At 61.8% G+C, this 23,324-nt stretch carries 23 protein-coding genes; 10 read left to right on the top strand and 13 right to left on the bottom strand.

All coding sequences use genetic code 11. The features are described from left to right. Positions 1–15 precede the first annotated feature (15 nt). The 3 genes from ACSQ76_RS12005 to ACSQ76_RS11995 form a co-directional block, all read right to left on the bottom strand. Positions 16–231, bottom strand: coding sequence for a hypothetical protein (locus tag ACSQ76_RS12005; RefSeq protein WP_437156742.1), 216 nt, complete (start codon positions 229–231; stop codon positions 16–18). Beyond that, entirely contained in the window at positions 228–1,388 is a 1,161-nt protein-coding gene (locus ACSQ76_RS12000; RefSeq protein WP_437156741.1) for an aromatic ring-hydroxylating oxygenase subunit alpha, read from the bottom strand. Before ACSQ76_RS12000 ends, ACSQ76_RS12005 begins: the two co-directional genes overlap by 4 nt. Positions 1,389–1,513: 125 nt before the next feature. Further along, positions 1,514–2,341 carry a helix-turn-helix domain-containing protein gene (locus tag ACSQ76_RS11995; protein WP_437158198.1) on the bottom strand — a complete coding sequence of 276 codons (828 nt, stop codon included), beginning with the start codon at positions 2,339–2,341 and terminating at the stop codon, positions 1,514–1,516. Positions 2,342–2,563: 222 nt separating this feature from the next. Between ACSQ76_RS11995 and ACSQ76_RS11990 the strand changes: the two genes are divergently transcribed. Next, the gene (locus tag ACSQ76_RS11990) at positions 2,564–2,959 is read left to right on the top strand and encodes a hypothetical protein (protein WP_437156740.1); all 396 of its coding nucleotides are present in this window, start codon (positions 2,564–2,566) and stop codon (positions 2,957–2,959) included. A gap of 19 nt (positions 2,960–2,978) precedes the next feature. On the opposite strand, the gene ilvN is transcribed toward ACSQ76_RS11990, so the two are convergent. From ilvN to ACSQ76_RS11965, 5 genes are all read right to left on the bottom strand, one after another. After that, positions 2,979–3,539, bottom strand: coding sequence for an acetolactate synthase small subunit (gene ilvN, locus ACSQ76_RS11985; RefSeq protein WP_306129930.1), 561 nt, complete (start codon positions 3,537–3,539; stop codon positions 2,979–2,981). Between the two features lie 44 nt (positions 3,540–3,583). Next, complete coding sequence (locus tag ACSQ76_RS11980; protein WP_437156739.1) at positions 3,584–5,341, bottom strand: acetolactate synthase 3 large subunit; 1,758 nt, start codon at positions 5,339–5,341, stop codon at positions 3,584–3,586. A 473-nt stretch (positions 5,342–5,814) separates the two neighbouring features. Further along, positions 5,815–6,141: a hypothetical protein gene (locus ACSQ76_RS11975; RefSeq protein WP_437156738.1), complete on the bottom strand. Its 327-nt coding sequence runs from the start codon at positions 6,139–6,141 to the stop codon at positions 5,815–5,817. Between the two features lie 120 nt (positions 6,142–6,261). Next, complete coding sequence (locus tag ACSQ76_RS11970; protein WP_306129927.1) at positions 6,262–6,906, bottom strand: response regulator; 645 nt, start codon at positions 6,904–6,906, stop codon at positions 6,262–6,264. Continuing rightward, positions 6,903–8,324, bottom strand: coding sequence for a cache domain-containing protein (locus ACSQ76_RS11965; protein WP_437156737.1), 1,422 nt, complete (start codon positions 8,322–8,324; stop codon positions 6,903–6,905). Before ACSQ76_RS11965 ends, ACSQ76_RS11970 begins: the two co-directional genes overlap by 4 nt. 261 nt (positions 8,325–8,585) lie before the next feature. On the opposite strand from ACSQ76_RS11965, the gene ACSQ76_RS11960 reads away from it, so the two are divergent. The 4 genes from ACSQ76_RS11960 to ACSQ76_RS11945 all read left to right on the top strand — a co-directional run bounded on the left by ACSQ76_RS11960 (position 8,586) and on the right by ACSQ76_RS11945 (position 13,740). Continuing rightward, complete coding sequence (locus ACSQ76_RS11960; protein WP_437156736.1) at positions 8,586–9,671, top strand: TRAP transporter substrate-binding protein; 1,086 nt, start codon at positions 8,586–8,588, stop codon at positions 9,669–9,671. Positions 9,672–9,841: 170 nt separating this feature from the next. Then, positions 9,842–10,768 carry a TRAP transporter small permease subunit gene (locus tag ACSQ76_RS11955; RefSeq protein ID WP_437158197.1) on the top strand — a complete coding sequence of 309 codons (927 nt, stop codon included), beginning with the start codon at positions 9,842–9,844 and terminating at the stop codon, positions 10,766–10,768. Continuing rightward, on the top strand, positions 10,768–13,122 hold the full coding sequence (locus ACSQ76_RS11950; protein ID WP_437156735.1) for a TRAP transporter large permease: 2,355 nt from the start codon (positions 10,768–10,770) through the stop codon (positions 13,120–13,122). Before ACSQ76_RS11955 ends, ACSQ76_RS11950 begins: the two co-directional genes overlap by 1 nt. 75 nt (positions 13,123–13,197) lie before the next feature. Next, on the top strand, positions 13,198–13,740 hold the full coding sequence (locus tag ACSQ76_RS11945) for an AAA family ATPase (protein ID WP_437156734.1): 543 nt from the start codon (positions 13,198–13,200) through the stop codon (positions 13,738–13,740). Between the two features lie 18 nt (positions 13,741–13,758). On the opposite strand, the gene ACSQ76_RS11940 is transcribed toward ACSQ76_RS11945, so the two are convergent. From ACSQ76_RS11940 to ACSQ76_RS11920, 5 genes are all read right to left on the bottom strand, one after another. Then, complete coding sequence (locus ACSQ76_RS11940; protein WP_437156733.1) at positions 13,759–14,484, bottom strand: DUF1194 domain-containing protein; 726 nt, start codon at positions 14,482–14,484, stop codon at positions 13,759–13,761. A 119-nt stretch (positions 14,485–14,603) separates the two neighbouring features. Then, entirely contained in the window at positions 14,604–15,617 is a 1,014-nt protein-coding gene (locus ACSQ76_RS11935) for a serine hydrolase domain-containing protein (protein WP_437156732.1), read from the bottom strand. Between the two features lie 126 nt (positions 15,618–15,743). Continuing rightward, complete coding sequence (locus ACSQ76_RS11930) at positions 15,744–16,574, bottom strand: arginyltransferase (RefSeq protein ID WP_437156731.1); 831 nt, start codon at positions 16,572–16,574, stop codon at positions 15,744–15,746. A gap of 85 nt (positions 16,575–16,659) precedes the next feature. Then, complete coding sequence (locus tag ACSQ76_RS11925) at positions 16,660–17,109, bottom strand: RDD family protein (RefSeq protein ID WP_437156730.1); 450 nt, start codon at positions 17,107–17,109, stop codon at positions 16,660–16,662. 70 nt (positions 17,110–17,179) lie between these two features. Then, positions 17,180–17,626, bottom strand: a complete 447-nt coding sequence (locus ACSQ76_RS11920; RefSeq protein ID WP_437156729.1) for a DUF2852 domain-containing protein — start codon at positions 17,624–17,626, stop codon at positions 17,180–17,182. A 205-nt stretch (positions 17,627–17,831) separates the two neighbouring features. Between ACSQ76_RS11920 and ACSQ76_RS11915 the strand changes: the two genes are divergently transcribed. From ACSQ76_RS11915 to ACSQ76_RS11895, 5 genes are all read left to right on the top strand, one after another. Then, the gene (locus tag ACSQ76_RS11915; protein ID WP_437156728.1) at positions 17,832–20,618 is read left to right on the top strand and encodes a glutamine-synthetase adenylyltransferase; all 2,787 of its coding nucleotides are present in this window, start codon (positions 17,832–17,834) and stop codon (positions 20,616–20,618) included. Then, positions 20,611–20,874, top strand: coding sequence for a hypothetical protein (locus ACSQ76_RS11910; protein ID WP_437156727.1), 264 nt, complete (start codon positions 20,611–20,613; stop codon positions 20,872–20,874). The genes ACSQ76_RS11915 and ACSQ76_RS11910 overlap by 8 nt, the downstream gene beginning before the upstream one ends. A gap of 72 nt (positions 20,875–20,946) precedes the next feature. Continuing rightward, positions 20,947–21,552 carry a DUF6778 family protein gene (locus ACSQ76_RS11905; RefSeq protein ID WP_437156726.1) on the top strand — a complete coding sequence of 202 codons (606 nt, stop codon included), beginning with the start codon at positions 20,947–20,949 and terminating at the stop codon, positions 21,550–21,552. Next, positions 21,549–22,745 (top strand): RSP_2647 family RNA methyltransferase, encoded by a 1,197-nt coding sequence (locus ACSQ76_RS11900; RefSeq protein WP_437156725.1) that lies wholly within the window; start codon positions 21,549–21,551, stop codon positions 22,743–22,745. Before ACSQ76_RS11905 ends, ACSQ76_RS11900 begins: the two co-directional genes overlap by 4 nt. Further along, positions 22,742–23,287, top strand: coding sequence for an RSP_2648 family PIN domain-containing protein (locus ACSQ76_RS11895; RefSeq protein WP_437156724.1), 546 nt, complete (start codon positions 22,742–22,744; stop codon positions 23,285–23,287). The genes ACSQ76_RS11900 and ACSQ76_RS11895 overlap by 4 nt, the downstream gene beginning before the upstream one ends. The last annotated feature ends 37 nt before the right edge of the window (positions 23,288–23,324 follow it).

Genomic DNA, 23,324 nt, shown 5'->3' with positions numbered 1-23,324 from the left:
AACCTCTTCCGCGCCTCAGGCCTCGCGCCCGTGCCGCACCAGTCGCGCATGCAGACGCCGCGCATCCGGCGCCCCGGCCTCCAGCGCGAACACATACGCATGCGTCAGGTAGAAGCACGACGCGTCCAGGTCGTTCGCCGTATCCGCGGCTTGGGTGTAAAGCCGGATCAGCGCCGCGGCATCATGTGCTTCGTGCGCCGCAACCATCGCAGTGTCCAGGGCCGCGGTCATTCCGCCGCCTTTCCCATGCCGCGATAGGCTTCGACCTTGCCGGCGACCCAGGCATGAAAACAATGGGTTGGGCTATCCATCACGGGCGAGAAGCGCCCTCCGTCGAACTGGTCCGCATGCCGCCCGCGCTGCATCCCCTCGACGACAAAGATGTCCTCTTCAAAGACCGTTTTCCAAAGCTGCGTGTTGCGCATCCGCAGCCCCTCGTCACTATCGGGCACCGAATAATAGAGGTGGATATGCTCGACCGTTTTCTCGGGGCCTTTCGGTTCCAGGATGATGGCGAAGGCATGGTCGCGATGTACGCCCAAGAGGACGTTCGGGTAGACGGCGATGTACTCCGCCTGTTCATTCCACTTCGCGCCAACCCCTTCAAAATCCGGGAATTTCTCGCCGTTCTCGTTGGTCAGTTGGCGGTAGACCATCGTGCCCTGACCCGAGAAGGCACCGGGCTCTTCGATGTTGTAATGGTCCTCCAGCTTGGAATAGCTGTTGAGGCCCGGATGCACCCAGGGCAGGTGATAACTCTCGCAGTAGTTCTCCACCGCCAGCTTCCAGTTGGTGTTGACCTCGAACTCGATCTTGCTGTCGAACCCGCCGTGATAGACCGGCAGTTCGAACTCCGACCAGCGCGCGATCACCTCCTTCATGGCCACCTCGAAGACGGGTGCGTCGCCCGAGACATTGACCCAGACGACATCTCGCCACACATGGCTGCGCACCTCGATCAGGCCAAGGTCGTCGCGTTTGATCGCCTCGTGCGTGTTGTACCCCGGTCCGCCCACATGCGGTGTCGAAACCAGCTTGCCCTTGGTGGAATAGCACCAGGAATGGTAGGGGCAGCGGATCGCACCCTCGATCTTGCGCGGCTCTTCCACCAGGATCATTCCACGGTGACGGCAGATGTTCTGGAACACACGCACGTCCCCGTCCTTGTCCCGCAGCATGAGCAGAGGCATGCCCAGGAACTGGATCGGCTTGGCATCCCCCGGTTCCGGCACGTCCGCGGCCACCGACAATCCGGCCCACTGCGTGTACAGCAGCGCCTGGCGTTCCTCGGCATAAACGGCGGTGTCGATATAATGAGCGTTGGGCAGGCCATTGGCCTTTTCGACCCTGGCGCGGACGGCAGAGAGGTCGGTGATCGTGGCAGACATCGGCAACACATCCCTTTGGCTGGTGATCTTTCCCGATTGCCCTGAATCGCGCGTGAGGAACCGCCGATTCGCGACACGACTTCTCTCAATGCGACCTTATCAAAGCCGGAGAAGGGGGACGCTATCTAGCGGAATTCCTCGTTCAGGCGCAGCAGACGCGCATGGAATACCGGTACGTCCTCCAGCGTCACCAGGCCCGCCTGCCGAGCCACGGGCAGCGCCCTGACCAGGCCTGGCCCCAGATACTCGTAGACCATCCGCGCCGCCCGCCGTCCGGTTACCTTTTCCCGCACGGTGCGTGTCGCGTAGCCTTCCCAGATGTTCGACTGGAATGATGTCTCGGGCGTCAGGAAGTTGAAGGAACAGGCCAGGGAGTTGCGATGGGTCACCAGCGCCGCCACGCCCTCTTCCTGCCGCATGACGAGGCCGCGAAATTCCCGGTTGGCCGGCTCAGTAGACAGGCCCTGGCTGCGCATGGCATCGCGCGGCTCGAAGCCGCGCATGAAAGTATAGGGCGCCTCGCGATGCACGTGGACGAGGCCGATCGTGAACAGGCTGTCGTCGATGAACGACCGGCGGACAAAGCTGTAGAAGCCGCTGGGAAACATCTCTTCCGGCACGGCGGTGGGGGCCGTGCCAAAGAAATCCGACAGAAAAGCATGCCCCAGAAGTTCCGGAGACGTCGTGAAGATGGCTTCGACCGGTTCCAACAGGATGCGGGCATCCACGTTGAAGAACTCGCAGATCCGATGGAGCAGGTCCGGTCGCGGAAAGCTTTCGCCAGACAAGTAGCGATTGAACTGCGTGCGGTTTATCCCGATGTCCCGACACAGACCTGATACCGACCTGTAAGGCGCACTCAGGATCTGAAGGTTACGGCCGAAAATACCACGCAGGACCGCCGGATCGGCGACCTGTTTCGATGGTCCGGCTGATCGCGTTTTCCCGTTCAACAAAGCACCGATTCTTACTCAGCTGATACGCCAGCCGGAGCACCGAGATTGCATTTGATGCACCAGGTACACGAAGTTGCGCCGCCCTGTCCAGAAATTGACGCACGTTAGCGTCAGTTTTGTTAACGACTGACACAAATGGGTAGCGCCCAAGCATCAGATTTCCAGTGATTGGCTCAGAACGGTGTCCTATCCTTAATTCAGGATAGCAGCGAGGATACTATGTACGGTGCAGTATTGTGGGCAGATCGGTGCACGAACCGCGCGCTGATCTGGTGCGAAGACCACGGCGAACTGGCCTTTTTCGAAGGTGAGCCGGCCAGTTTCACCGATACTTTTACCTTTGAGGAAGGCGACCTTGTGGCGTTCAAGATACGCAATAGCCGAGGCATGCGCGTTGCCTTTGAAATGAAGGTGGTCGCCAGCGAAGAGTACCCCGGTCTTGCTAAGAACCTGCGAAGCGCAGCTCCGGATAGTTACGCGGGGATTGCCTGTGAGCCGTCTGCGTCGAACAGTAACATTCTGCCGTTCCAGCCACGGAGGGCGGCAGGCGATATTCATGACGCGACTTCGCGTCAGACCGCGCAGTCTTCTGAAGTTGTGAAGCAGATCCGCTAGATCCTCGCGGCGGACCCGCTTACGTTCCGCGCGACAGCGCGGCGACACCGGTACGGGCTATTTCCTCAAGTCCCAGTGGACGCATCAGGTCCGCAAAGGCATCCACCTTCTCCGAGGTGCCGGTGATTTCGAAGACAAAGCTGTCCAGCGTGCTATCCACCACGTTCGCGCGGAAGATGTCCGCCAGCCGCAGCGCCTCGACCCGCTTGTCGCCGGTGCCCGTGACACGCAACAGCGCCAGCTCCCGCTCGACCGACGGGCCCTCGACCGTCAGGTCGTGCACGTCATGCACCACCACGATCCGTCCAAGCTGCGCCTTGATCTGCTCGATGATCTGCGGCGTGCCGGTGGTGACGATCGTAATTCGAGAGGTGTGCCCGGTATGATCGACTTCTGCCACGGTCAGGCTGTCGATATTGTATCCGCGACCGGAAAACAGCCCGATCACACGGGCCAGCACGCCCGGTTCGTTGTCCACGATGACCGCCAGGGTATGGCGCTCTTCGGCGTCCGAGAAGGTCGGGCGCAGGTTATAGGCGGAATGGCTGGACGCGCCTTTCTTGAGTTTCAGAGCTGACATGGGCCTTGGTCCTTTGAAATAGTGCGTGGGCAGGGCAGGGCGGCTTAAACCAGCACCGCCCCGCCGGCGTCGATGGCATCGGCGGTGGACGCGTTCTCGCCCAGCAGCATCTCGTTATGGGCCTTGCCCGAAGGGATCATCGGGAAGCAGTTCTCGTGCTTCTCGACAAGGCAGTCGAAAATGACCGGCCCGTCATAGTTAAGCATCTCCATGATCGCATCGTCCAGATCGGCGGGGTCCGAACATTGGATCCCCTTGGCTCCGAACGCCTCGGCCAGCTTGACGAAATCGGGCAAGGCGTCGGACCACGAGTGCGAATAACGCTCGCCGTGCAGCAACTCCTGCCACTGGCGCACCATTCCAAGGCGTTCGTTGTTCAGGATGAACTGCTTGACGGGCAGGCGGTACTGCACCGCAGTGCCCATCTCCTGCATGTTCATAAGCCACGACGCCTCGCCCGCGACGTTGATCACCAACGACTCGGGGTGCGCGACCTGCACGCCGATCGAGGCGGGAAAGCCATAGCCCATGGTGCCCAGACCGCCCGAGGTCATCCAGCGGTTGGGGTCCTCGAAGCCGAGGTACTGCGCCGCCCACATCTGGTGCTGGCCCACTTCGGTGCAGATGTAGCGATCATGCCCCTTGGTCAGTTCTTCAAGACGGTGCACAGCGTGCTGGGGCTTGATCGTCTTGCCTGACTGGGTGAATGCCAGGCAATTGATTTTTTTCCACTCATCGATGCGACCCCACCAGTTGCGGATGGCATCGCGGTTGATCTTGCTGCCGCGATCCTTCCAGAGGCCAAGCATCTGGCGCAGCACCTCCTTGACGTCGCCGACAATGGGGAAATCGGTGCGGATCACCTTGTTGATCGAGGACGGGTCGATGTCGATATGCGCCCGCTGCGAGCCGGGCGAGAACGCGTCCAGCCGTCCGGTGATCCGGTCGTCGAACCGCGCGCCGATATTGATCATCAGGTCGCAGTCATGCATCGCCATGTTGGCCTCGTAAAGGCCATGCATCCCCAGCATGCCCAGCCAGTTCTTGCCCGAGGCCGGGTAACAGCCAAGGCCCATCAGGGTAGAGGTGATCGGAATGCCCGTGGCATCGACCAGTTCGCGCAAGAGCTTTGTCGCCTCGTCGCCGGAGTTGATAACGCCGCCGCCGGTATAGAAGATCGGTCGCTCCGCCTGCTCTAGCGCCTCGACCAGCTCGGTGATCGTGTCGATGTCTCCCAACGTTTGCGGTTGGTAATGCGACGTCTTGGTCTGCGCCGGCTCCAGGTACTTCGCCGAGGCGAACTGCACGTCCTTCGGGATATCGACCAGCACCGGTCCCGGACGGCCCGAGGTTGCCACGTGGAACGCCTCGTGAATGGTCTGCGCCAGCCGCTCTGTTTCCTTGACCAACCAGTTATGCTTGGTGCAGGGGCGGGTGATGCCGACCGTGTCGGCCTCCTGGAACGCGTCCGAGCCGATCATGAAGGTCGGCACCTGGCCTGTGAGGACGATCAGCGGGATCGAATCCATCAACGCGTCGGTCAGGCCGGTCACGGCGTTGGTCGCGCCCGGGCCAGAGGTCACCAGCACGACGCCCGGTTTCCCGGTCGATCGGGCATAGCCTTCGGCCGCGTGAACCGCGCCTTGTTCGTGGCGGACAAGGATGTGGCGAATATCGTTCTGCTGAAAGATCTCGTCATAAATCGGTAGCACGGCACCGCCGGGATATCCGAATACGACGTCCACACCCTGATCCTTCAAGGCCTGAACCACCATTTTCGCTCCGGTCATCTGACGTGTCATCTTATTGCTCCGTTCATGACATATGTCTCTTTGTGTTACGCATAAAAAAGCCCCCGGAGGGTTCCGAGGGCGCATGGGGTACCGTTATGGTGTCCGTTACCGGCCCATGCGCCATTCACCTACGACTACGATTAGCGATGCCATTTTCGGCGACTCCTTGCTGCGTCCGGGGACATTATGTGCGGGTTACAGGACCGTCAACAGGCTTTCCGTAAAAAATGTCGCGGAAGCGGACGGTTTCTTTGCATTTGTTGCGCAGAATGCGGCGCGGTAGAAACGCACAGGCTGGAAAAACTGTAACCAACCCTGCTGAAAGCCGTTTCAGCTGTGAAAAATTTTGGGTTCGCGAGAAGGCAAGCTGCCATGTTCGGCGACGGTACTTGGGGAAAGCGAAAGCGCCAACAACCTGGGACAAGGAACACTCGTCTAAATGTTAGTGCACAAGCGTCCTGTTATGGCGAAGGCGCACCTGACTACAGGAGGTGACCGAGCGTACCCATCATATAGTCCCGGTTGTAGTGCAACGACTGAACCCGCGGATCGTCCTGGGATTTGCGCATCACCGTGTCGTAATCTGCGAAGCATATCAGCTGCGCTTCGTTCTGGATGATGCGGATGTTGAGATCGTTGAGGTACGCGGTGCGAAACCTGTCGGCTAACCGTTGCGACGCGAAGTTGATGATCGTCGTCGTGCCGCCTGCGTTGTTCTGAAGGCCGTAACACACGGCTTTCTGGCGGTCGAAGGTGAAATCGGCGAACTCAACCGTGCTTTCGCCATAGTCCTCTTGAACGTCCTGCATGGTCTCCCCCATGGCCAAGAATGTCACGACGATGACAGATTCGTAAAATTATGGAAGGGGTGCAGCATAAATATTTCTGCGCCGCGGCATCAGATGCCGCAAAGTTGATCATCGATCCCTCTAGAGCGAAACTCCGGTCCCCTGCAGCACGCCATGTTCCATCGCATAACGGGTCAGACCCGCGGTCGAGCTGATGCCCAGTTTGCGCTTGATGTTCTTGCGGTGCGTTTCCACGGTGCGCACCGAGATATCCAGCGCCAGCGCCACTTGCTTGTTCGACTTGCCCTGCGCCAATTGCAGCAGGATGGTCTGTTCGCGATTGGTCAACTGAACGCGGCCCTCCCGGATGTCTGGCGCTAGCGACCCCTGCGCCCCGGTGCAAAGGTAACGCTCGCCTTTGCTGACAGCATCGATCGCGCGCTTGATCTCTTCCGTCGGCACGTCTTTCAGAACATAGCCCATGGCACCGTGGCCGAGGGCGGAGCTGATGTATTCCGGGCTGTCATGCATCGACAGGATCAGGATGCGGGTATCCGGACGGCGTTCCAGCAGGATCTCGGTGGTTGAAAGCCCGCCGATACCCGGCATGTTCAGGTCCAGCAAGATCACGTCGGGGTCGAGCGCAGGGGCCTTGTCGATGATATCCTGTCCCGAGGAAAGGGTCGCGACGACCTCTATGTCGTCATAGCTTTCAAGGATGGCTTCAATGCCTTCGGCCACCATTGGATGATCGTCGACGATGGCGATACGAATGGTTTCGGTCATGCGCTTGCCTTGGTTCCCTTGTCGGTTCCGGAAGTGTCTTCTGGTTGCAGCATATGTGTCAGCGGCACGTTCGCCTCGATCACCGTGCCGCTTCTAGAGCCCAGGATCCGTAACGTACCGTCCAGTTGCTCGATCCGTTCCTGCATGTTGCGCAGGCCCAGGCCCTGCGACTGCGTGGCGAAGGACCGGCCCGGATCGAATCCGCGGCCATTATCCGAAATCCGCAGGGTCGCCCCGTTTTTGTGACCGCGCACTTGGACCGAGACACAGGTGGCACCCGCGTGCCTTTCGACGTTCGTCAGCGCCTCCTGCGCCACGCGGTACAGCGCGATCTTGGCGTCATCGTCCAGCCGGTTGCGGAACGGCACGGTATGGAACTCGGTTTTTATGCCCGTGCGTGCGCCGAAATCTTCGACCAGCGACTTCAGCGCCGGACCGACGCCGAGGTCGTCCAGCACGCCAGGCCGCAGGTCGCGGGAAATGCGGCGCACTTCCTGGATCGCGCCCGAAAGGTTCAGGATGCCCCGATCTAGAGTCTCGCCGGCCCGCGCATCTCCGGTTTCGAACCGACGGCGGGCGCTGTCGAGCGCATAGCGGACACCCACAAGGATCTGGCTGATCCCGTCGTGCAATTCGCGCGCCACGCGCCCGCGTTCCTCTTCCTGGGCGTCGAACACCCTCTGGGTCAGCCGCTTCAGCTTGGCGTCCGCTACGCGGCGCTCGCGGATGTTGATGAAAAGGCCCGAGGTGAAGACCAGCAACAGTGCCGCCATGGTCAGGCCGCCAATATAAAGAAACGTGCGTTGAACGCGGTCTTCCACCGTGGCGCGCGCACTGTTCACGGTGGCGATGACATCGTCGATGAAGACGCCCGTGCCAATCACCCACCGCCAATCCTGAAACCCGATGACATAGGTGACCATCTGCGCAGTCTCGCCGGTCGACGGCTTGGTCCACTGGTAACTGTGATAGCCCCCGCCGGTTCGGGCGATGAGGATCAGCTCGTCGGTTATCGGGATGCCGGATTCGTCCTTCATTCCGCTCCAGTTGCGCCCGATCAGCTGCGTATGGCGGGGGCTGACAAGGTTGTTCCCGTCATAGTCGTAGACAAAGAAATAGCCATCTTGCCCATAGATCATGGCGGAAAGAATCTGCGTGACGACCAGCTTGGCGTCTTCGTCGTCCGGTGCCGCCCGCCCGTAAATATTGATGATCGCGGTCCGGGCCAGAGACAGGTAGTTCTTCAACTCGTCCCGCTTTGCGGCAATCAGCTTTTCCTCGAGCGAGTGAATTTCACGCTCGGCCATCTGGCGGGACTGCAGCGTCACCAGAACGGAAATGGTCACCACGGCCAGGATGAGGGGCAGCGTCGCCGTCAGAAACAGTTTCTGACCATAATTCAACTGCGGTCTGGTCATCGATTCTCCTTGGGCGAATCGTTAATGCGAATCTTGGCCGAAGCCCAGCGTCGGCTGTCGGAAGGAAATGCCGCGCCGCCGCGTCCATGCCCTAATTCTGAGCGGATTCAGCGATTTCCGGTACGCTACGGCACAAAACCTACGCACTACTCGGTATTCCCTTTGATTCATGTACACGATAGTGTCCCGACACCTGCAACGGTCCGCGCGCAGGCTGCTAGGGACGGCATGCGCGCTTCATCAATTGGGAGGATATACCGAATGGATCGTCGTTCATTTCTGAAAAATACCGCTCTGGGCGGGTCGGCCGCGGCCGCCACATCGCTGGCCGCTCCGGCTTATGCTCAGGGCAACCGCACTCTGACCATGGTCACGACTTGGGGCCGTGGCCTCGCCGGCGTGCATGACGCCGCACAGTACTGCGCCGACCAGATCACCGCGATGAGCGATGGCCAGTTGACCGTCGATCTGAAAGCTGCCGGCGAACTCGTCGGGGCGTTCGAGGTGTTCGACGCCGTTACAGCCGGTCAGGCCGACATGTACCATGGCGTGGACTATTACTTCCTGGGTCAGCACCCGGCGCTGTCGTTCTACTCGCAGATCCCGTTCGGGATGACCTTCCAGGAATATTCGAACTGGTGGTACATCGACGGCGGCAAGGAGCTGGGCGACGAGCTCTACTCGATTTTCGGCCTCAAGGCATTTCCGTGCGGCAACACCGGCCCGCAATCGGGCGGATGGTTCGCCAAGGAAATCAACTCGCCCGAGGACTTTCAGGGCCTGCGTTTCCGTATGCCCGGCCAGGGTGGCGAAGTGCTGGGCAAGCTGGGTGCCAGCGTTCAGAACCTTCCCGGCTCCGAAGTGTACCAGGCGCTGTCGTCGGGTGCCATCGACGGCACCGAGTGGATCGGCCCCTGGGCGGACGAGAAGGCCGGTTTCCAGGAGATCACCAAGACCTACTACACCGCCGGCTTCCACGAGCCTGGCCCGAACCTGAACTGCGTTGTCGGCCTTGAGGTCTACGAGAGCCTTACCCCGGCGCAGCAGGCAATCGTCTCGGGCGCGGCGCAAGCCACCAATATCTGGAGCATGTCGCAGTTCATGGCCAATAACGGTGCGGCGCTGCAGCGTCTGCAATCGTCGGGCGTCACCTTGCGTGAATTCCCCGACGAGGTCTGGGACGCGTTCGGTGCGGCGGCACAGGAAGTGCTGCAGCAGAACATGGGCGACGAACTCTACAAGAAAGCCTATGACAGCTACCGCGAGTCGCTGGAAAGCTCGGCCTCCTGGATCAGCCGGTCCGAAGGCAGCTTCCGTTCGCAGCGCGACCGCGTGCTCGACATCTGATCGCCGGGCGATTGTGAGCTACGCTTCCCGCGCCTTGCATGGCGCGGGAAGCATTCTGCACTTAGGCGTATGACTCCTGCGCAAGGTCGGCTGACAGTCGGTTTGGCAAGGTCACGGTGACGCTGGCGCGTCCGGACCGGTCCGACACGCAGGGCATGGGGGAATGTTACATGGGCGAGACTGAAGCGACCGGATCCGGGTCCGCCTTTGTGGATGCAGTTCTTTGGTTTTTCGGCGGAATTTTCGGGTCATTCTACGATCTGGCCTACGCCATCACGCATCCCGGGCTGTGGCTGAACTGGGCCGACAAGGAAGCTATCATGCGGTTCGTCTATTACGGCGGATCGGTCGAGTTCTTCTTTGTCATCTTCACCTTCGTGCTGGTCCTGACTGCGGTCGGGATCTGGCGGAACAGTTTCATGTGGGGCTGTGTCAGGGTTTTGGAGGGGTTCGCGAATATCACAGGGCGCCTCTTTGCCTGGGCGGGCCTGATCATGGTGATACAGCAGATCGTCATCGTCTTCGTGCAACGGATCTTCGTGCGGCCGGATATCTCCTTCGGCTTCGGCATCCCGCTGACATATGACATCAGCTGGTGGGCCGAAGCTCTGAAATTTCACAATGCGCTGGTGATTGCGCTGTGCTGTACCTACACATTCGTTCAGGGCGGGCATGTGCGGGTCGACCTTGTCTATGCGGCGGTCAAGTTTCGCACGCAAAGGCTGATCGACATGATCGGATGCGTCCTTTTCATGGCGCCGATGGCCATCCTGATCTGGATGTACGGCTGGTACTTCATGTGGCGCCACCTGATAACGCCGAAACCCTCGGCGTCGGAGTCGCTTGATCGGCTGATGATGAAGGCGCGCGCGGTGCGCTGGAACGTCGAGACCATCGGCTTCAGCCCGAACGGGTTTAACGGATATTTTTTGTTCAAGGTCCTGATGGTCGCCTTTGCGGGCATGGTGTTCATCCAGTCCATCGCCTTCTTCTACCGCTCCTACCTCGAATGGAAGGAGGGGCCGGAAAGCGACGGCAAATACCTTGACAAGGACAGCCTCGGGGAAGGCGAAGAAGCCTATGAGGGGACACACTGATGTTGTTTGGACTTGATGGCGTCGAGATCGGCCTGATCATCGTGTTCCTCTGCCTCTTCGGGGGCATCCTGTCCGGCTTCCCGGTGGCCTTTGCCATCGGCGGCGCCGGCGTCATTTCCTTTGCGATCATTGCCGGGCTAGACAGTGCGGGCCTGCTGATACACCAGGCGATCGACACCGGTAGCGAGGCCTATCGCACGCTTGTCGGATCGGGGGTGAAGCCCGAGTCCGTATCGATTTTCCGGTACCCCGAGCTGCCACGCGTGGGCGAGCCGGTGTTTCCGCAAGGTTGGGAAACCGCGCTTGACCGGAACGTGAGCTTTGTCGTGAACAGGATGAACGAACGTGTCTTCGCGGGCCAGTCGATCGAGACCCTGCTGGCCGTGTTGATGTTCGTCCTTATGGGCATCACGCTGGAACGCTCCAAGGTGGCCAACGACCTGCTGACCACCATGGCGCGGGTCTTCGGCCCGTTGCCAGGCGGCCTGGCTGTTTCGGTGGTTGTCGTCGGCGCGTTCCTTGCCGCCTCGACAGGCATCGTTGGCGCAACCGTGGTGACGATGGGCCTGCTCAGCCTGCCGACGATGTTGCGCAACAATTACAGTCCCGAAATCGCGACAGGTGTGATCGCGGCCTCGGGCACGTTGGGGCAGATCATCCCGCCTTCGATCGTGATCGTCCTTTTGGGTACGCTTGCCGGCGACCTTTACTCGGTCGCGCAGGAAGCACGCGCGCAGGAGGCGGGCTGCACCGACGCTCTGACCTACCTGGGCGAACCGGCTGTGGTTTCGGTCGGTACGCTGTTTCAGGCGGCGCTGCTACCAGGCATCCTTCTGGCTTTGCTCTACGCGCTCTATGCTTTTGGCTACGCTCTGGTGAACCCGAGCAAAGCGCCGGCCGTTGAACTGGGCGCCACCAACGCAGAGGCAATCACCCGCGGCGAGGCGTTTACGTGGTTCCTCGGCATTCCCGTCGCGCTGGTCGTCGGGGTTCTGGTGCTGGGACAGATGAACGTGATCGGCAGCCAGAGCACGACCATCGACAGTTTCAGCGAACAGGGCCAGAGTGCCAGCCTGCGTACCGCCGTGGGGGCCGAGTGCAAGGAGTCCATGATCGAACTGCACGGGCAGGCGGCTTGGGACCGGGCAGTTGCCGAACAGAAGTCCATCGACGAGTCCGGTGGCGTGACCCAAAGCGTCCGCCTGACTGAGGAAGAGCGCGCTGAAATGCTGGCCCGCAAGATCGAGAACGCGGCGCCGATCGGGACCGGCATTGCTGTCATGATGTTGATCTTCGCGCTCGTTCTGACCCTCGCCCGTGGTGTACTTCCGTCCGAAAGCCCGACTCCCTTGATCGTTGGTGGGATCGGTATCGTGCTCGGGCTTTTGGTGGATGTCCTCCTGATCGGTCCGCAATGGAGTTCCGGCGCAACATTCGCGATCATGGCCATTCCCGTCGCACTGGCGCTTTACGGCTGCACGCACGCCGCGGCGCGTCTGGCCCAGAACGAACTTATCCGCGTGGTCTTTCCGCCCCTCGTGCTGATCGTGGCTGTGCTGGGGTCGATCCTGGGCGGTATCACCAACCCCACGCCGGCGGCTGCACTGGGCGCGGGCGGGGCAATCATGCTCGCGGCCTATCGCAAGCTGAAGGACCAGGAACGCTCTGGCAAGATCATCATCTTCGCCACCTTCGCGATCATCATTGCGATCATCGTCGGGATCAATTTCGACCTGCGGATCAACGTCGAGGGGGCTTCCGCCGAAAGCTGGGTCGCGTTCATCGTGGCCAAGGCGGCCTATCTCTATGCGCTGTTCGGTCTGCTGTTTGCCTGCTGGGTGCTGTTTGCCGGCGGCGTGCTGAGCCCCGTGGTGCGGGAGACCGCAAAGGTGACCAGCATGGTCTTCACCATCCTGATCGGGTCACAGCTTCTGAACCTGGTGGTGATCTCGTTCGGCGGGGAACACTACATCCAGCAGTTCCTGCGATCGTTCGACAACGAGTTCAAGGTCTTCCTGATCGTGATGCTGGTGCTGTTCATACTGGGCTTCGTGCTGGACTTCCTGGAGATCATCTACATCGTAGTCCCGATCGTGGGCCCTGTGATCTATGGTGGCACGTTCGATCCGAAATGGGTGACGATCATGATCGCGGTCAATCTTCAGACCTCGTTCCTCACGCCACCTTTCGGTTTCGCGCTGTTCTATCTCAGGGGCGTGGCGCCAAAGGAGGTCACGACCGGTCATATCTACCGCGGCGTCGCACCGTTCGTGCTGATCCAGGTGGTTGGGCTGGCGATCCTGTGGTTCTTCCCGGATATTGTCACGATCGTTCCGGACCTGCTGGGCGGCTGAGTTCGGTACAGCTCTCTTGACGGGGGCCCGGCGAACACCGGGCCTTCGCTTCTTGCACCGGACATTGCGCGGTTCATGACAGACACGTCACACAAGCGGCATGTCATCCTATCGGGATGTTCCGGCGGCGGAAAATCCACCCTGCTGGCCGCTTTGGGCCGGGCGGGCTTCCATACCGTGGCCGAGCCGGGCCGGCGCATCGTTGCGCAAGAAATGGGAGGGCGCGGCGCCGCCCTTCCGTGGGTCGATCCGGCGGCTTTCGCCCGGCATGCGGTGGAAATGGCTACGCGGGACAGGGCCTCGTTTGGCGAGCCGATAGCCTGGGTCTTCTTCGATCGCGGGCTGATCGACGCGGCCGTCGCGCTGGAATATGCCGAGGGTACCAATGTGGCCGAGACCCTTGCCGGCACGGCGCGATTTCACCCGCTCGTCTTCATGGCGCCTCCTTGGCCGGAACTCTACCGAACCGACGGCGAGCGGCGCCATGGATTCGACGCGGCGGTCGACGAATATCATCGCCTTTGCAAAGCCTATGATCGGCTAGGCTACACGTTGGTTCTCCTACCAAAGATCGGGGTGGCGGAACGCGCCGTTTTTGTTCTGAATCGTCTTGGCTGAACCATCCCTGCGCTACGCCTATTGAACCTGGACCGCGGCGACCCGCCCGGCGCCGGGGGCCGGTGTCCGGCCCGAGATTTCCAGCACCAGCTTGCGCCGCACGGTGCGGGCGAAACTGTCGCGCCCGTCCGCCGTCACCATGAAGGCGCCGGGACCGCCGATGATACGTTCGGCGTATTCATCCTCGAGATTGGCCCCGGCGCGGCGCCCGTCCTCGGGGCGCAAGATAGGCAGGGCATTGATGACGATGCCCGCAGCCAGGACCTCGGCCCGCGCCGCGGCAATTGCGGGGCCCGACGAGTTCCTGATACTGTCGCCGGAAAAGTCGATTACCGCGCGCGGGGCCATGATATCATTCGTTTCGATCAGGCGTTTCGCATCTAGCAGGGCGCCCCCGATGGCGTTGCTGCCATAGGCCTGGCGGGGCGGGCCGGCCAGTGCGTCGGCGAACGCTTGGGCCGATGCTTCGCCGTCGATCACCGTCCACGGCACGACGACCGCGGTGTTGGTGGCCCATTCCACGTAGGTGACGGCGACATTGCCATAAAGCGAATCTCGGATGGCCTTCAGGACCTCGGGATCGGTGATCGCGCTTGCATAGCCTTGACGCTGAAACGACAGTTCCATGTCATCTATCGATCCCGATGCATCCGCCAGCAGCACCAGTTCCAGGCCGACCTCCTGCCGGGTTTCGGCAAGGGCGGGTTGGGCAAGCAGGCAGAGGATGCAGGCCAGAATGCGCATCCAGTAACATTTCCCGGCAAGACGCATCAAGGCAAGGGGCCAATGGTCACATCCGCGTGTAATCATTTCTTTCGGCGCATGGTGCCTTGAAAACGGAATGCGGCATCGCCGGGCCGCGGTCAGGTTCTTTCGTTCCTGGCCAGAGGCAGTATGGTCCCCTCGATCAGGGTCATCAGGTCTCCGAAATAGCCGATGCTGCGCGCCGGGCGGGTCGAGTCGGACGTGATGGCGATCGTCAGGCCCAGGCCGGGGACGATGCAGATCACCTGCCCGCCATAGCCACGGGCCAAGGCATAATCGTCTCCCTCGGATCGTCCCAGAAACCAGCCGTAGCCATAGCGCAATCCGGACCAGGGCGAACGTGTGACGGGCTCGAGGGACCTTTCCACCCACGCCTCGCTCAGAACGCGCGTGTCGTCCCACACGCCGCCGCGCCGGTACATTTCACCGAAATGAATCATCGCCGGAAGGCTGAGCGACATTTCGTTGCCGCCAAGGTAACGTCCCTGCGGATCGCGTGTCCATGGCGGGATGCTGATGCCCAGCGGTGCGCCAAGCCGGTCGCGTGCCTGTTGCAGGAGGCTCTGCCCGGTGACTTCGGACAGGATCGCGCCGAGGATGTGGAACGAGCCGGTGGAGTATAGCATGCGTGCGCCCGGCTTTGTCTCGAAGGGGCGTGACAGGGCATCGGCGACCCAGTTGCCGCTGCTGACCCATTCGCCGTAGTTGGGGCCGGATGTCCGTTCCAGCCCGGCCTGCATCGTCACGAGGTTTTCGACGGTGATGTCCGCCACCCCGGGTTCGGCACTGTCGGGGACAAGGTTGGGGGCAAGCTGCCCGATGGTGGCCTGCATCCCGGGAATCTCGCCCCGATCCAGCGCGGCGCCGGTCAGAGCAGCCACAAGTGTCTTCGACACCGATTTGATCGGCACGGGCGTGCCGATCTCCGGGCCGCGGAACGCTTCGGCGAAAACCTCTGCACCGTGCTGGTAGATCAGTACAGCGTGGCATTGCTCCAGCTCCCCCGCGGCATCCGCTACGTTCCGCCACCCGGTGGGTTGCGCCCGGACGGGCCATGCGGCGAGCGCGGCAGCACTGGCAAGAAAGTGGCGGCGGTGGAGGAGAATGGACATGCAACCTCGTGAGCTTCGGCACTTCACGACATATCACGGACACCGGAAACGGCCAGAGCACGAAGGCGTAAGCCCGATGGCACACACGAGAATGTGTCCCAACAGCTTACTACCCGAGAGGGCGCTTCAGTACTTCCTGTTGCGCAGGGGGCGTCCGTCGGGCAGCGAAATGTTCGCCACCTGCTCGGCGATCGGATCGTTGGACAGCGGGTGGCGGTGTGCCTCGAAATCTTCCGGATCGCGCATGGGCTGCCACTCTCCGGCCGAATAGACCTCGAGCCCAGAAAACGCCGCCTTGTATCCCATCTTTGCGCTGCCCGGGACCCAGTAGCCCAGATAGACATAGGGCAGGCCGGCTTCTCGGGCGATGTCGATATGATCGAGGATGATGTACGTGCCCAAGCTGTCGCGCGGCCGGTTCGGATCGTAGAAGGAATAGACCATGCTGACGCCGTCGTCGAACACGTCCGTCAGGCAGACCGCGACAAGCTCACCAGTTTCCCGGTCGGCATATTCCACCACGCGAGTGCGGATCGGCGTTTCCTCGATCATCGCGGCAAATTCGAAGGTATCCATGTCAGCCATGCCGCCATTCGCATGCCGATCTTCCAGGTACTCGCGGAAAAGCGCGTATTGTTCCTCGGTGGCCCAAGGCGACGTGGCGCGCCGGTCGAGATGACGGTTGCGCCGAAGGGTGCGGCGCTGGCTGCGCGAGGCGGTGAAATTTTCGACATTCACGCGGGCCGACAGACAGGCGGCGCAATCCGCACAGGACGGGCGGTACAGCACGTTCTGCGAACGACGAAACCCCTGTTTTGAAAGTGTATCGTTAAGGCGCTGCGCCCCATCTCCCTGCAGTGCCGTGAACAGCTTCCGTTCCATCCGGCCCTCGAGATAGGGGCAGGGCTGGGGCGCCGTCACATAGAACTGGGGCGCGATGGGAAGGGTATGACGCATGGTAGGTTTCGCAACTTTCAGCCGTGACGATAACAACGATGTATCGCTGCGCCAAGAGGTCAAATCCCGTGCAGCGCAGCCTGTGTCAGCACGCCGCGCGTCGGTTTATGGCAACGGTTCCAAGGACAAGGTCGGTCAGGCCTTGCGCGCGCGAGCCTGTCAGCATCAACAGAATCGATGCCAGTTGCACCAGCGGAACGGCACAGGAAAAGGTGAACCCCATCGAGTGCAAGAACGCCATCGTACCATCAAATCGATGACCCGACGCGGTGCGGAACTCCAGCGCGAAAAGGCGCATGCCCCACGTGGCGGATCCTTTCGCGATGGTCGCGGTCCGATAGACCAGGCCGATGGCAAGAAACAGGAAGGGCAGGAAAAACAGCCCGGTGAAGGCCGTGAACGGCAGCACCAGTACGCAAAACACCAGTGTCAGGACACTGTCCACCAGCCATGCAAGGAAACGTTTCAGCGGGACATCCGCATAAAAATCGGGCTGCGGGTCGGGGTCGGGGATATGCCAGGTCGTATCGGTCATATGCATCATATAGGCTGGCCCACCGCGCCTCGAAAGGTGACGGCACGGAGGGCGTGTCATTTACCGGGCGTCAGTTGGCACGCGCTGTACCGTGCGTGTCTGCCTCGTCGTCGTCTGCTTCGGAATCGGTCTTGCGGGCACGCTCTTCCATGAACTGGTCGAATTCCGCCTTGTCGCGTGCCGCGCGCAGCCGCTCAAGGAAGGCCTCGAAGTTCTGCTGTTCTTCTTCCAGTCGGCGCAGGGTCTCATCGCGATAGGCGTCGAACGCGCTGTTGCCCGACGAACCCTTCAGCGGACGCACTATCGGGCGATGCGACACCCGGTTGGAAGGGCAGGACAGCTTGTTGCGCCAGATCATGTAGGCCAGCAGCACGAGGCCGACGGGCCAGAACGCGATCATCGAGACGACCAGCACTGCGATCCACGCGGCTTTGCCCTTGTCGTCAAGCCATGCCTCGGTGCGGGCGAACCAGCCCGAGATGCCGGCAGCGGGCGAGTTGTAGGTGTACGTGTTCATCTAGGGTCCTTTCGGGGTGGTTTGAGGATGGTATGTGAAGCGTCTTTACATTCAGGAGATGGGGAATGGTCGCGCCCGTTGCAAGAGGGGATGTTAATTATTTTCACATGCCAGGCTTGGCTGTTCTGGATACCACGCAGATATCGCAAAGGCAGAGAACGGGCGGGCCGTTGACCGCCCGTGCATTGGGTGTATCACTGCAACCATGAGTTTCTCCGATCGCATGACCAGATGTCCGCGCTCCTTCGACACCGCCCCCGGACAGGAGGCGCGCGACGCGGTCGATGGCGTTTCTTCCGACGTGGCGGCGCTTGTCGAAGGCTCGGCCGGATGTAGCCCGTTCCTGCACTCGCTCAGTTTGAAAGAACGCGACTGGCTGCCCGAAATGTTCGACAATCCCGAGGCAGCGTTCGACGATCTGATGAACGAGGTTGCCTCGATCCCCGTCGACGAGACCAGTTCGCGGCTTCGCCGGGCCAAGGGCAGGGTGGCGCTACTGGTCGCACTTGCCGATCTGGCCGGCGTCTGGACGCTGGAGGAGGTGACATGCGCCCTCACGCGGTTTGCTGACCTTGCAGTGACACAGGCCCTGCGTGCGGCGCTCCTGCCCGAGTTGAGGCGCGGCAAGATCCCCGGACAGGATGAGGATGCACTGGAGGATGCTGCAGGTATGGTCGTGCTGGCCATGGGCAAGATGGGTGCGCATGAGCTCAACTACAGTTCCGACATCGACCTTATCTGTTTGTTCGACGAAGACCGGTTCGACGGCGACACCTACCAGGAGGCCCGGACGGGTTTTGTTCGGGCGACGCGCCGCATGGCGGCCATGTTGAACGACCGCACGGCGGATGGTTATGTCTTTCGCACCGACCTGCGTCTGCGTCCGGATCCCAACGTCACGCCGGTCTGCATGGCCATGGGCGCCGCCGAAACCTACTACGAAAGCCTCGGCCGCACGTGGGAGCGCGCGGCCTATATCAAGGCACGTGCCGCGGCGGGCGACATCAAGGCGGGTGCGCGTTTCCTCGACACCCTCCGTCCCTTCGTATGGCGCAAGCATCTTGACTTTGCCGCCATCGAGGACGCGCACAACATGCGCCTGCGTATCCGCGAGCACAAAGGCCTCCATGGTCCGATCCGGCTGGACGGGCACAACATGAAGCTGGGGCGTGGCGGCATTCGCGAGATCGAGTTCTTCACCCAGACCCGCCAGTTGATCTCCGGAGGTCGCGATCCCGATCTGCGGGTGCGCGGCACGGTCGATGGGCTGGCGCGGCTGGCGGACAAGGACTGGGTGCCCGGCGATGCCGCGCAGATGCTTGCCGACCATTACCGGGCCCATCGCGAGATCGAACACCGGCTTCAGATGCTGCGCGACGCGCAAACACAGGTCCTGCCGGATCATCCCGACGCCTGGGCACGGCTGGCCGCGCTGTGCGATCGTGACGCGCCGGATTTCCGCGACGAACTTACCGGGCGTCTTCAAGAGGTGCATGACCTGATCGAGGGATTTTTCGCGCCCGACAGCAGCAGCGAAAAGCCTGTCGCATTCGAGGGGCTGGATGACGAGGTCATCGGTCGGTGGCGCAGCTATCCGGCCTTGCGCAGCGAGCGGGCCAATACGATCTTTGACCGGCTCAGGCCAGAAATACTCGAACGCCTCAGCCGGTCCTCCAACCCGCATGAGGCGTTGCTGGCCTTTGACGGCTTCCTGTCCGGCCTTCCGGCGGGAGTGCAGGTTTTCGCGCTGTTCGAGGCCAACCCCCAGTTGATCGACCTGATGGTCGACATCGCAGGTGTCTCGCCGGCCCTGGCCAGCTACCTGTCGCGGCATCCAGGTGTGTTCGATGCAGTAATTGCCGGGGATTTCTTCGCTCCCTGGCCGGACCAAGTACGCCTGCGGCGCGAACTGGCGGCGCGGCTGGAGCGCGAAGATGATTACGAACGCAAGCTCGACGCGGCGCGCCGATGGCTCAAGGAGTGGCACTTCCGAACTGGCGTCCATCTGTTGCGCGGACTGATCGGGGCCGACAAGGCTGGTGCGCAATATGCCGATCTTGCGCAGGTGATCCTGGCCGAGCTCTGGGGCGTGGTTTGCGCCCAGTTCGCACAGAAGCATGGCCCGGCGCCCGGGCGCGGCGCTGTCGTGCTTGGCATGGGCTCGCTTGGCGCAGGAAAACTCAACGCAGGCTCCGACCTTGACCTGATCGTGATCTACGATGCCGAAGGGGCCGAAGGATCCGATGGTCGCCGTCCGCTTGCAACGCGGCCCTACTATGCGCGCCTGACACAGGCGCTGATCACCGCACTGACGGCGCCAATGTCCGAAGGGCGTCTTTACGAGGTGGACATGCGCCTGCGCCCCTCGGGCAACCAGGGTCCGGTGGCCACCAGCTGGAACTCGTTTCAGAGCTACCAGGAACAGGAGGCCTGGGTTTGGGAGCACCTTGCACTGACCCGTGCCTGCGTCGTGGCCGGCCCCGACACGCTGGCCGCGGATGTCGAGGCGTTCCGCTGTGCGCTGCTACCGCAAAAGGGCGATCGCGAGACCGTCCTGAGAGAAGTCGGCGACATGCGAGCACGGATCAAAGCCGCCAAGGGTTCAGGGGGGGCGTGGGAGACCAAGCTGGGCGATGGCCGGATGCAGGACATCGAGTTGATTGCCCAGGCAGGATGCCTGCTTGCCGGACAACCCGAACGCAGCGTCGAGGCCGGATTGGCCGCCGGTGTCGCCGCCGGTTGGTTAAATGACGCGGAAGAGACTGAGCTTGCCGCCGCTTACGGGCTTTGTTGGCAAGTGACGCAGGCGGCGCGCCTGCTGGGTGACAAGCCATTGGACGAGGACAAGTTGGGCGACGGGGCAAAGGCTTTCATTCTGCGGCAGACCGGACAGGAGCATATGGCAGACTTGCGTCAGGACCTGGAGCGGCGCACGTCAGAGGCCGCAGTGGTGATTGAAGCGGCATTGAAGCGAGGAACAGCAGATGGCTGACCCGTTGGATCCCAAGGGGCTGATCCGGGAATCCTATAGGATCGAGGGCATCACGTCGGGAGAATGCCGGTCCATCTTTCTGGATTGGGCGCTGTCGGTGGATGGCGAAGGCGACGTAAAGCTGCAGCTGGAAGGCCTCATCGAGCGCTACGGCACCCAGTATCCCGATCATCCGATGACTGCTGTTCTGCGCGAAGGCCTGAATTCCGCGGCGGCGCCAAAGCGCCGCGGCGGGTGGCGCCGGCGGGAGCGCTGACCGCTCGTCACCGCGGTGTCGCGTGCGAACGAACCTTGGTGAAGTACCGAACGTGCCCAAAACTAGCCTCAATTGCTCGTCAAGGTACCTCCAACCAATGCGCTGAAATTGCGCCAGGAGGATGACATGAAAACCCGTCGAGCTATCACCGCGCTGATCATGGGACTGTCTGTCGCGGGCTGTTCCACGCCCGAGACGGCAACACGGAATGCTCCGCTTGAAACCACTTCGGTCTCCGTGGCTGCTCCGGCATATGCGATCCAGGAAATCCGGGTCAACGTTCCGAAGTCTCTCAAAGTTTCCGAAGCCAACCGCTACCTTCCGGGGGGCGACATCGTCTGGCGCGAAGATCCTGCGGGCGACCGACACGCACAGGTCAAGGCGATCTTCAAGGCGGCGATGCAGCAGGGCGTCAACGCCATGCGATCCGGTCACGTACCGGCGGTGCTGGATATCCAGGTCACGCGATTCCACGCGTTGACGGAAAAGGCGCGGTATACCGTGGGCGGCGTTCATGCACTGCAATTCCGCATGCTTCTGCGCAATCCCGAGACCGGCGTCGCATATGGCGCCCCGCAGTCCCGAGGGCTATCAGGCGGCAAACCTGGGCCTGATGGGGGCGCTGAATCAACTCGGTGCTTCCAACAAAAACTGAAACGGCTTAAGGGGACGGCATGACGCCGTCCTCTTTGCCTCGCATCCGCCTGAAACCCAAGACGCAGGCCCGTGCCATACGGCATGGGTTTCCATGGGTTTTCGACAATGAACTCGTCACCGACCGACGGACCAAGGCGCTGACACCCGGCACTCTGGCGGTGCTGGAAGATGCCGAACGCACGCCGCTGGCCCATGTGGCCGTAAATCCGAAGTCGCGCATCATGGCACGAGTGCTGGACCGGGACCCGACCGCGCAGGTCGATCTGGCCTGGCTTGAGCGCAGGTTGCGCCAGGCCCTATTGATGCGGGAACGCCTATTTGATGCCCCGTATTACCGACTGGTTCATGCCGAGGCTGACGGTTTGCCGGGGGTAATCATCGACCGTTTCGATCATGTTGCAGTCATTCAGCCGAACGCGGCCTGGGCCGAGGTTCTGCTGCCCCAGATCGTGGCGGCCCTGGTGAATGTCACGTCTGTGGCCTGCGTGATCAAGAACGGCTCGGGGCGGGCGCGGGCGCTGGAAGGGCTCAACGACACGACCGTGGCGATAGTGGGCGATTTGCCCGCGGAGCCGCTACCCGTGCCGATGAACGGGGCCACCTACATGGCCGATCTGACCGGCGGGCAGAAAACCGGGCTTTTCTACGACCAGCGTCCCAATCACGCGTTTGCGGCGACGCTCGTGCGAAAAAGCCGCGTACTCGATGTTTTCAGCCACGTGGGCGGCTTCTCTTTGGCGGCACTCGCATCGGGGGCGACCGATGCATTGGCCGTCGACGGTTCGCAACCGGCGCTGGAACTGGCTGGGGAAGGGGCCGCGCGCATGGGGCTTACGCAGCGCTTCGCCACCCGGCGCGGCGACGCCTTCGAAGTTATGACAACCTTGGCCGAAGAGGGAGCGCGATTCGACGTGGTCATCTGTGACCCGCCGGCATTTGCACCCAACAAGCCGGCGTTGGAGAAGGGCCTTCGCGCCTACGAACGGGTCGCACGGCTGGCCGCACCCCTTGTGGCGGAAGGGGGTTTTCTGGGGCTGTGTTCCTGTTCCCACGCCGCGACCCTCGACAAGTTCCGGACCGCCTGTACCCGGGGCATCGGCCGTGCCGGGCGCGAGGGTGCGCTCATTCACACCGGGTTCGCCGGGCCGGACCATCCGCTGCATCCTCAGCTGGCCGAAAGCGGGTATCTCAAGGCGCTGTTTTTTCGGCTATGAATGCGGTTCTCGACACCTGCGTGATCTATCCGACCGTAATGCGACAAATGCTTCTTGGGGCAGCGAAGCATGGGGTTTTCAAGCCGCTCTGGTCGGCACGTATCATCGAGGAATGGCAGCGCGCGGTCGTCAAGCTGGGCCCCGACGGTATCGCGCAGGCCCAGGCCGAAGCAGCGATGCTGGCGCTCGACTGGCCCGATGCCGAGGTAACCTGGCCACCCTCGCTTCAATCGCGACTGTGGCTACCGGATCCGGCGGACATCCACGTGCTCGCCGCCGCCATCGCCGGGTCGGCCGACTTGATCCTAACAGTCAACGCCAAGGACTTCCCGCGCAATATTCTGGCCGAGGAAGGGATCAGCCGCGCAGATCCCGACACGTTCCTGCTCGGCGTATTCGAGGCGCATCCGGATGTGATGTACGAGGTCGCCGGGGTAGTGCTGGCCGAAGCACGCCGCCTCAGCGGCGAAGACTGGGACATCCGGCGACTGATGAAGAAAGCGCGGCTGCCGCGCTTGGGCAAGGCTCTGGCTTTCGCCTAGTTCCATGCCGCGTCAGGAGGCAAAAAACGGAGGTTGA

This window comes from Roseovarius sp. B08 (genome assembly GCF_051417955.1).
Lineage (GTDB): Bacteria > Pseudomonadota > Alphaproteobacteria > Rhodobacterales > Rhodobacteraceae > Roseovarius.
Note: the sequence above shows the minus strand (reverse complement) of the source record. Positions and strands in the feature narration are given on the sequence as shown.

What these genes read in the sequence shown, in the direction of transcription:
- ACSQ76_RS12005 (WP_437156742.1), bottom strand. Translation starts at nt 231, where the DNA reads ATGACCGCGGCCCTGGACACTGCGATGGTTGCGGCGCACGAAGCACAT.
- ACSQ76_RS12000 (WP_437156741.1), bottom strand. Translation starts at nt 1,388, where the DNA reads ATGTCTGCCACGATCACCGACCTCTCTGCCGTCCGCGCCAGGGTCGAA.
- ACSQ76_RS11990 (WP_437156740.1), top strand. Translation starts at nt 2,564, where the DNA reads ATGTACGGTGCAGTATTGTGGGCAGATCGGTGCACGAACCGCGCGCTG.
- ilvN (WP_306129930.1), bottom strand. Translation starts at nt 3,539, where the DNA reads ATGTCAGCTCTGAAACTCAAGAAAGGCGCGTCCAGCCATTCCGCCTAT.
- ACSQ76_RS11980 (WP_437156739.1), bottom strand. Translation starts at nt 5,341, where the DNA reads ATGACACGTCAGATGACCGGAGCGAAAATGGTGGTTCAGGCCTTGAAG.
- ACSQ76_RS11975 (WP_437156738.1), bottom strand. Translation starts at nt 6,141, where the DNA reads ATGCAGGACGTTCAAGAGGACTATGGCGAAAGCACGGTTGAGTTCGCC.
- ACSQ76_RS11970 (WP_306129927.1), bottom strand. Translation starts at nt 6,906, where the DNA reads ATGACCGAAACCATTCGTATCGCCATCGTCGACGATCATCCAATGGTG.
- ACSQ76_RS11965 (WP_437156737.1), bottom strand. Translation starts at nt 8,324, where the DNA reads ATGACCAGACCGCAGTTGAATTATGGTCAGAAACTGTTTCTGACGGCG.
- ACSQ76_RS11960 (WP_437156736.1), top strand. Translation starts at nt 8,586, where the DNA reads ATGGATCGTCGTTCATTTCTGAAAAATACCGCTCTGGGCGGGTCGGCC.
- ACSQ76_RS11955 (WP_437158197.1), top strand. Translation starts at nt 9,842, where the DNA reads ATGGGCGAGACTGAAGCGACCGGATCCGGGTCCGCCTTTGTGGATGCA.
- ACSQ76_RS11950 (WP_437156735.1), top strand. Translation starts at nt 10,768, where the DNA reads ATGTTGTTTGGACTTGATGGCGTCGAGATCGGCCTGATCATCGTGTTC.
- ACSQ76_RS11945 (WP_437156734.1), top strand. Translation starts at nt 13,198, where the DNA reads ATGACAGACACGTCACACAAGCGGCATGTCATCCTATCGGGATGTTCC.
- ACSQ76_RS11940 (WP_437156733.1), bottom strand. Translation starts at nt 14,484, where the DNA reads ATGCGCATTCTGGCCTGCATCCTCTGCCTGCTTGCCCAACCCGCCCTT.
- ACSQ76_RS11935 (WP_437156732.1), bottom strand. Translation starts at nt 15,617, where the DNA reads ATGTCCATTCTCCTCCACCGCCGCCACTTTCTTGCCAGTGCTGCCGCG.
- ACSQ76_RS11930 (WP_437156731.1), bottom strand. Translation starts at nt 16,574, where the DNA reads ATGCGTCATACCCTTCCCATCGCGCCCCAGTTCTATGTGACGGCGCCC.
- ACSQ76_RS11925 (WP_437156730.1), bottom strand. Translation starts at nt 17,109, where the DNA reads ATGACCGATACGACCTGGCATATCCCCGACCCCGACCCGCAGCCCGAT.
- ACSQ76_RS11920 (WP_437156729.1), bottom strand. Translation starts at nt 17,626, where the DNA reads ATGAACACGTACACCTACAACTCGCCCGCTGCCGGCATCTCGGGCTGG.
- ACSQ76_RS11915 (WP_437156728.1), top strand. Translation starts at nt 17,832, where the DNA reads ATGAGTTTCTCCGATCGCATGACCAGATGTCCGCGCTCCTTCGACACC.
- ACSQ76_RS11910 (WP_437156727.1), top strand. Translation starts at nt 20,611, where the DNA reads ATGGCTGACCCGTTGGATCCCAAGGGGCTGATCCGGGAATCCTATAGG.
- ACSQ76_RS11900 (WP_437156725.1), top strand. Translation starts at nt 21,549, where the DNA reads ATGACGCCGTCCTCTTTGCCTCGCATCCGCCTGAAACCCAAGACGCAG.
- ACSQ76_RS11895 (WP_437156724.1), top strand. Translation starts at nt 22,742, where the DNA reads ATGAATGCGGTTCTCGACACCTGCGTGATCTATCCGACCGTAATGCGA.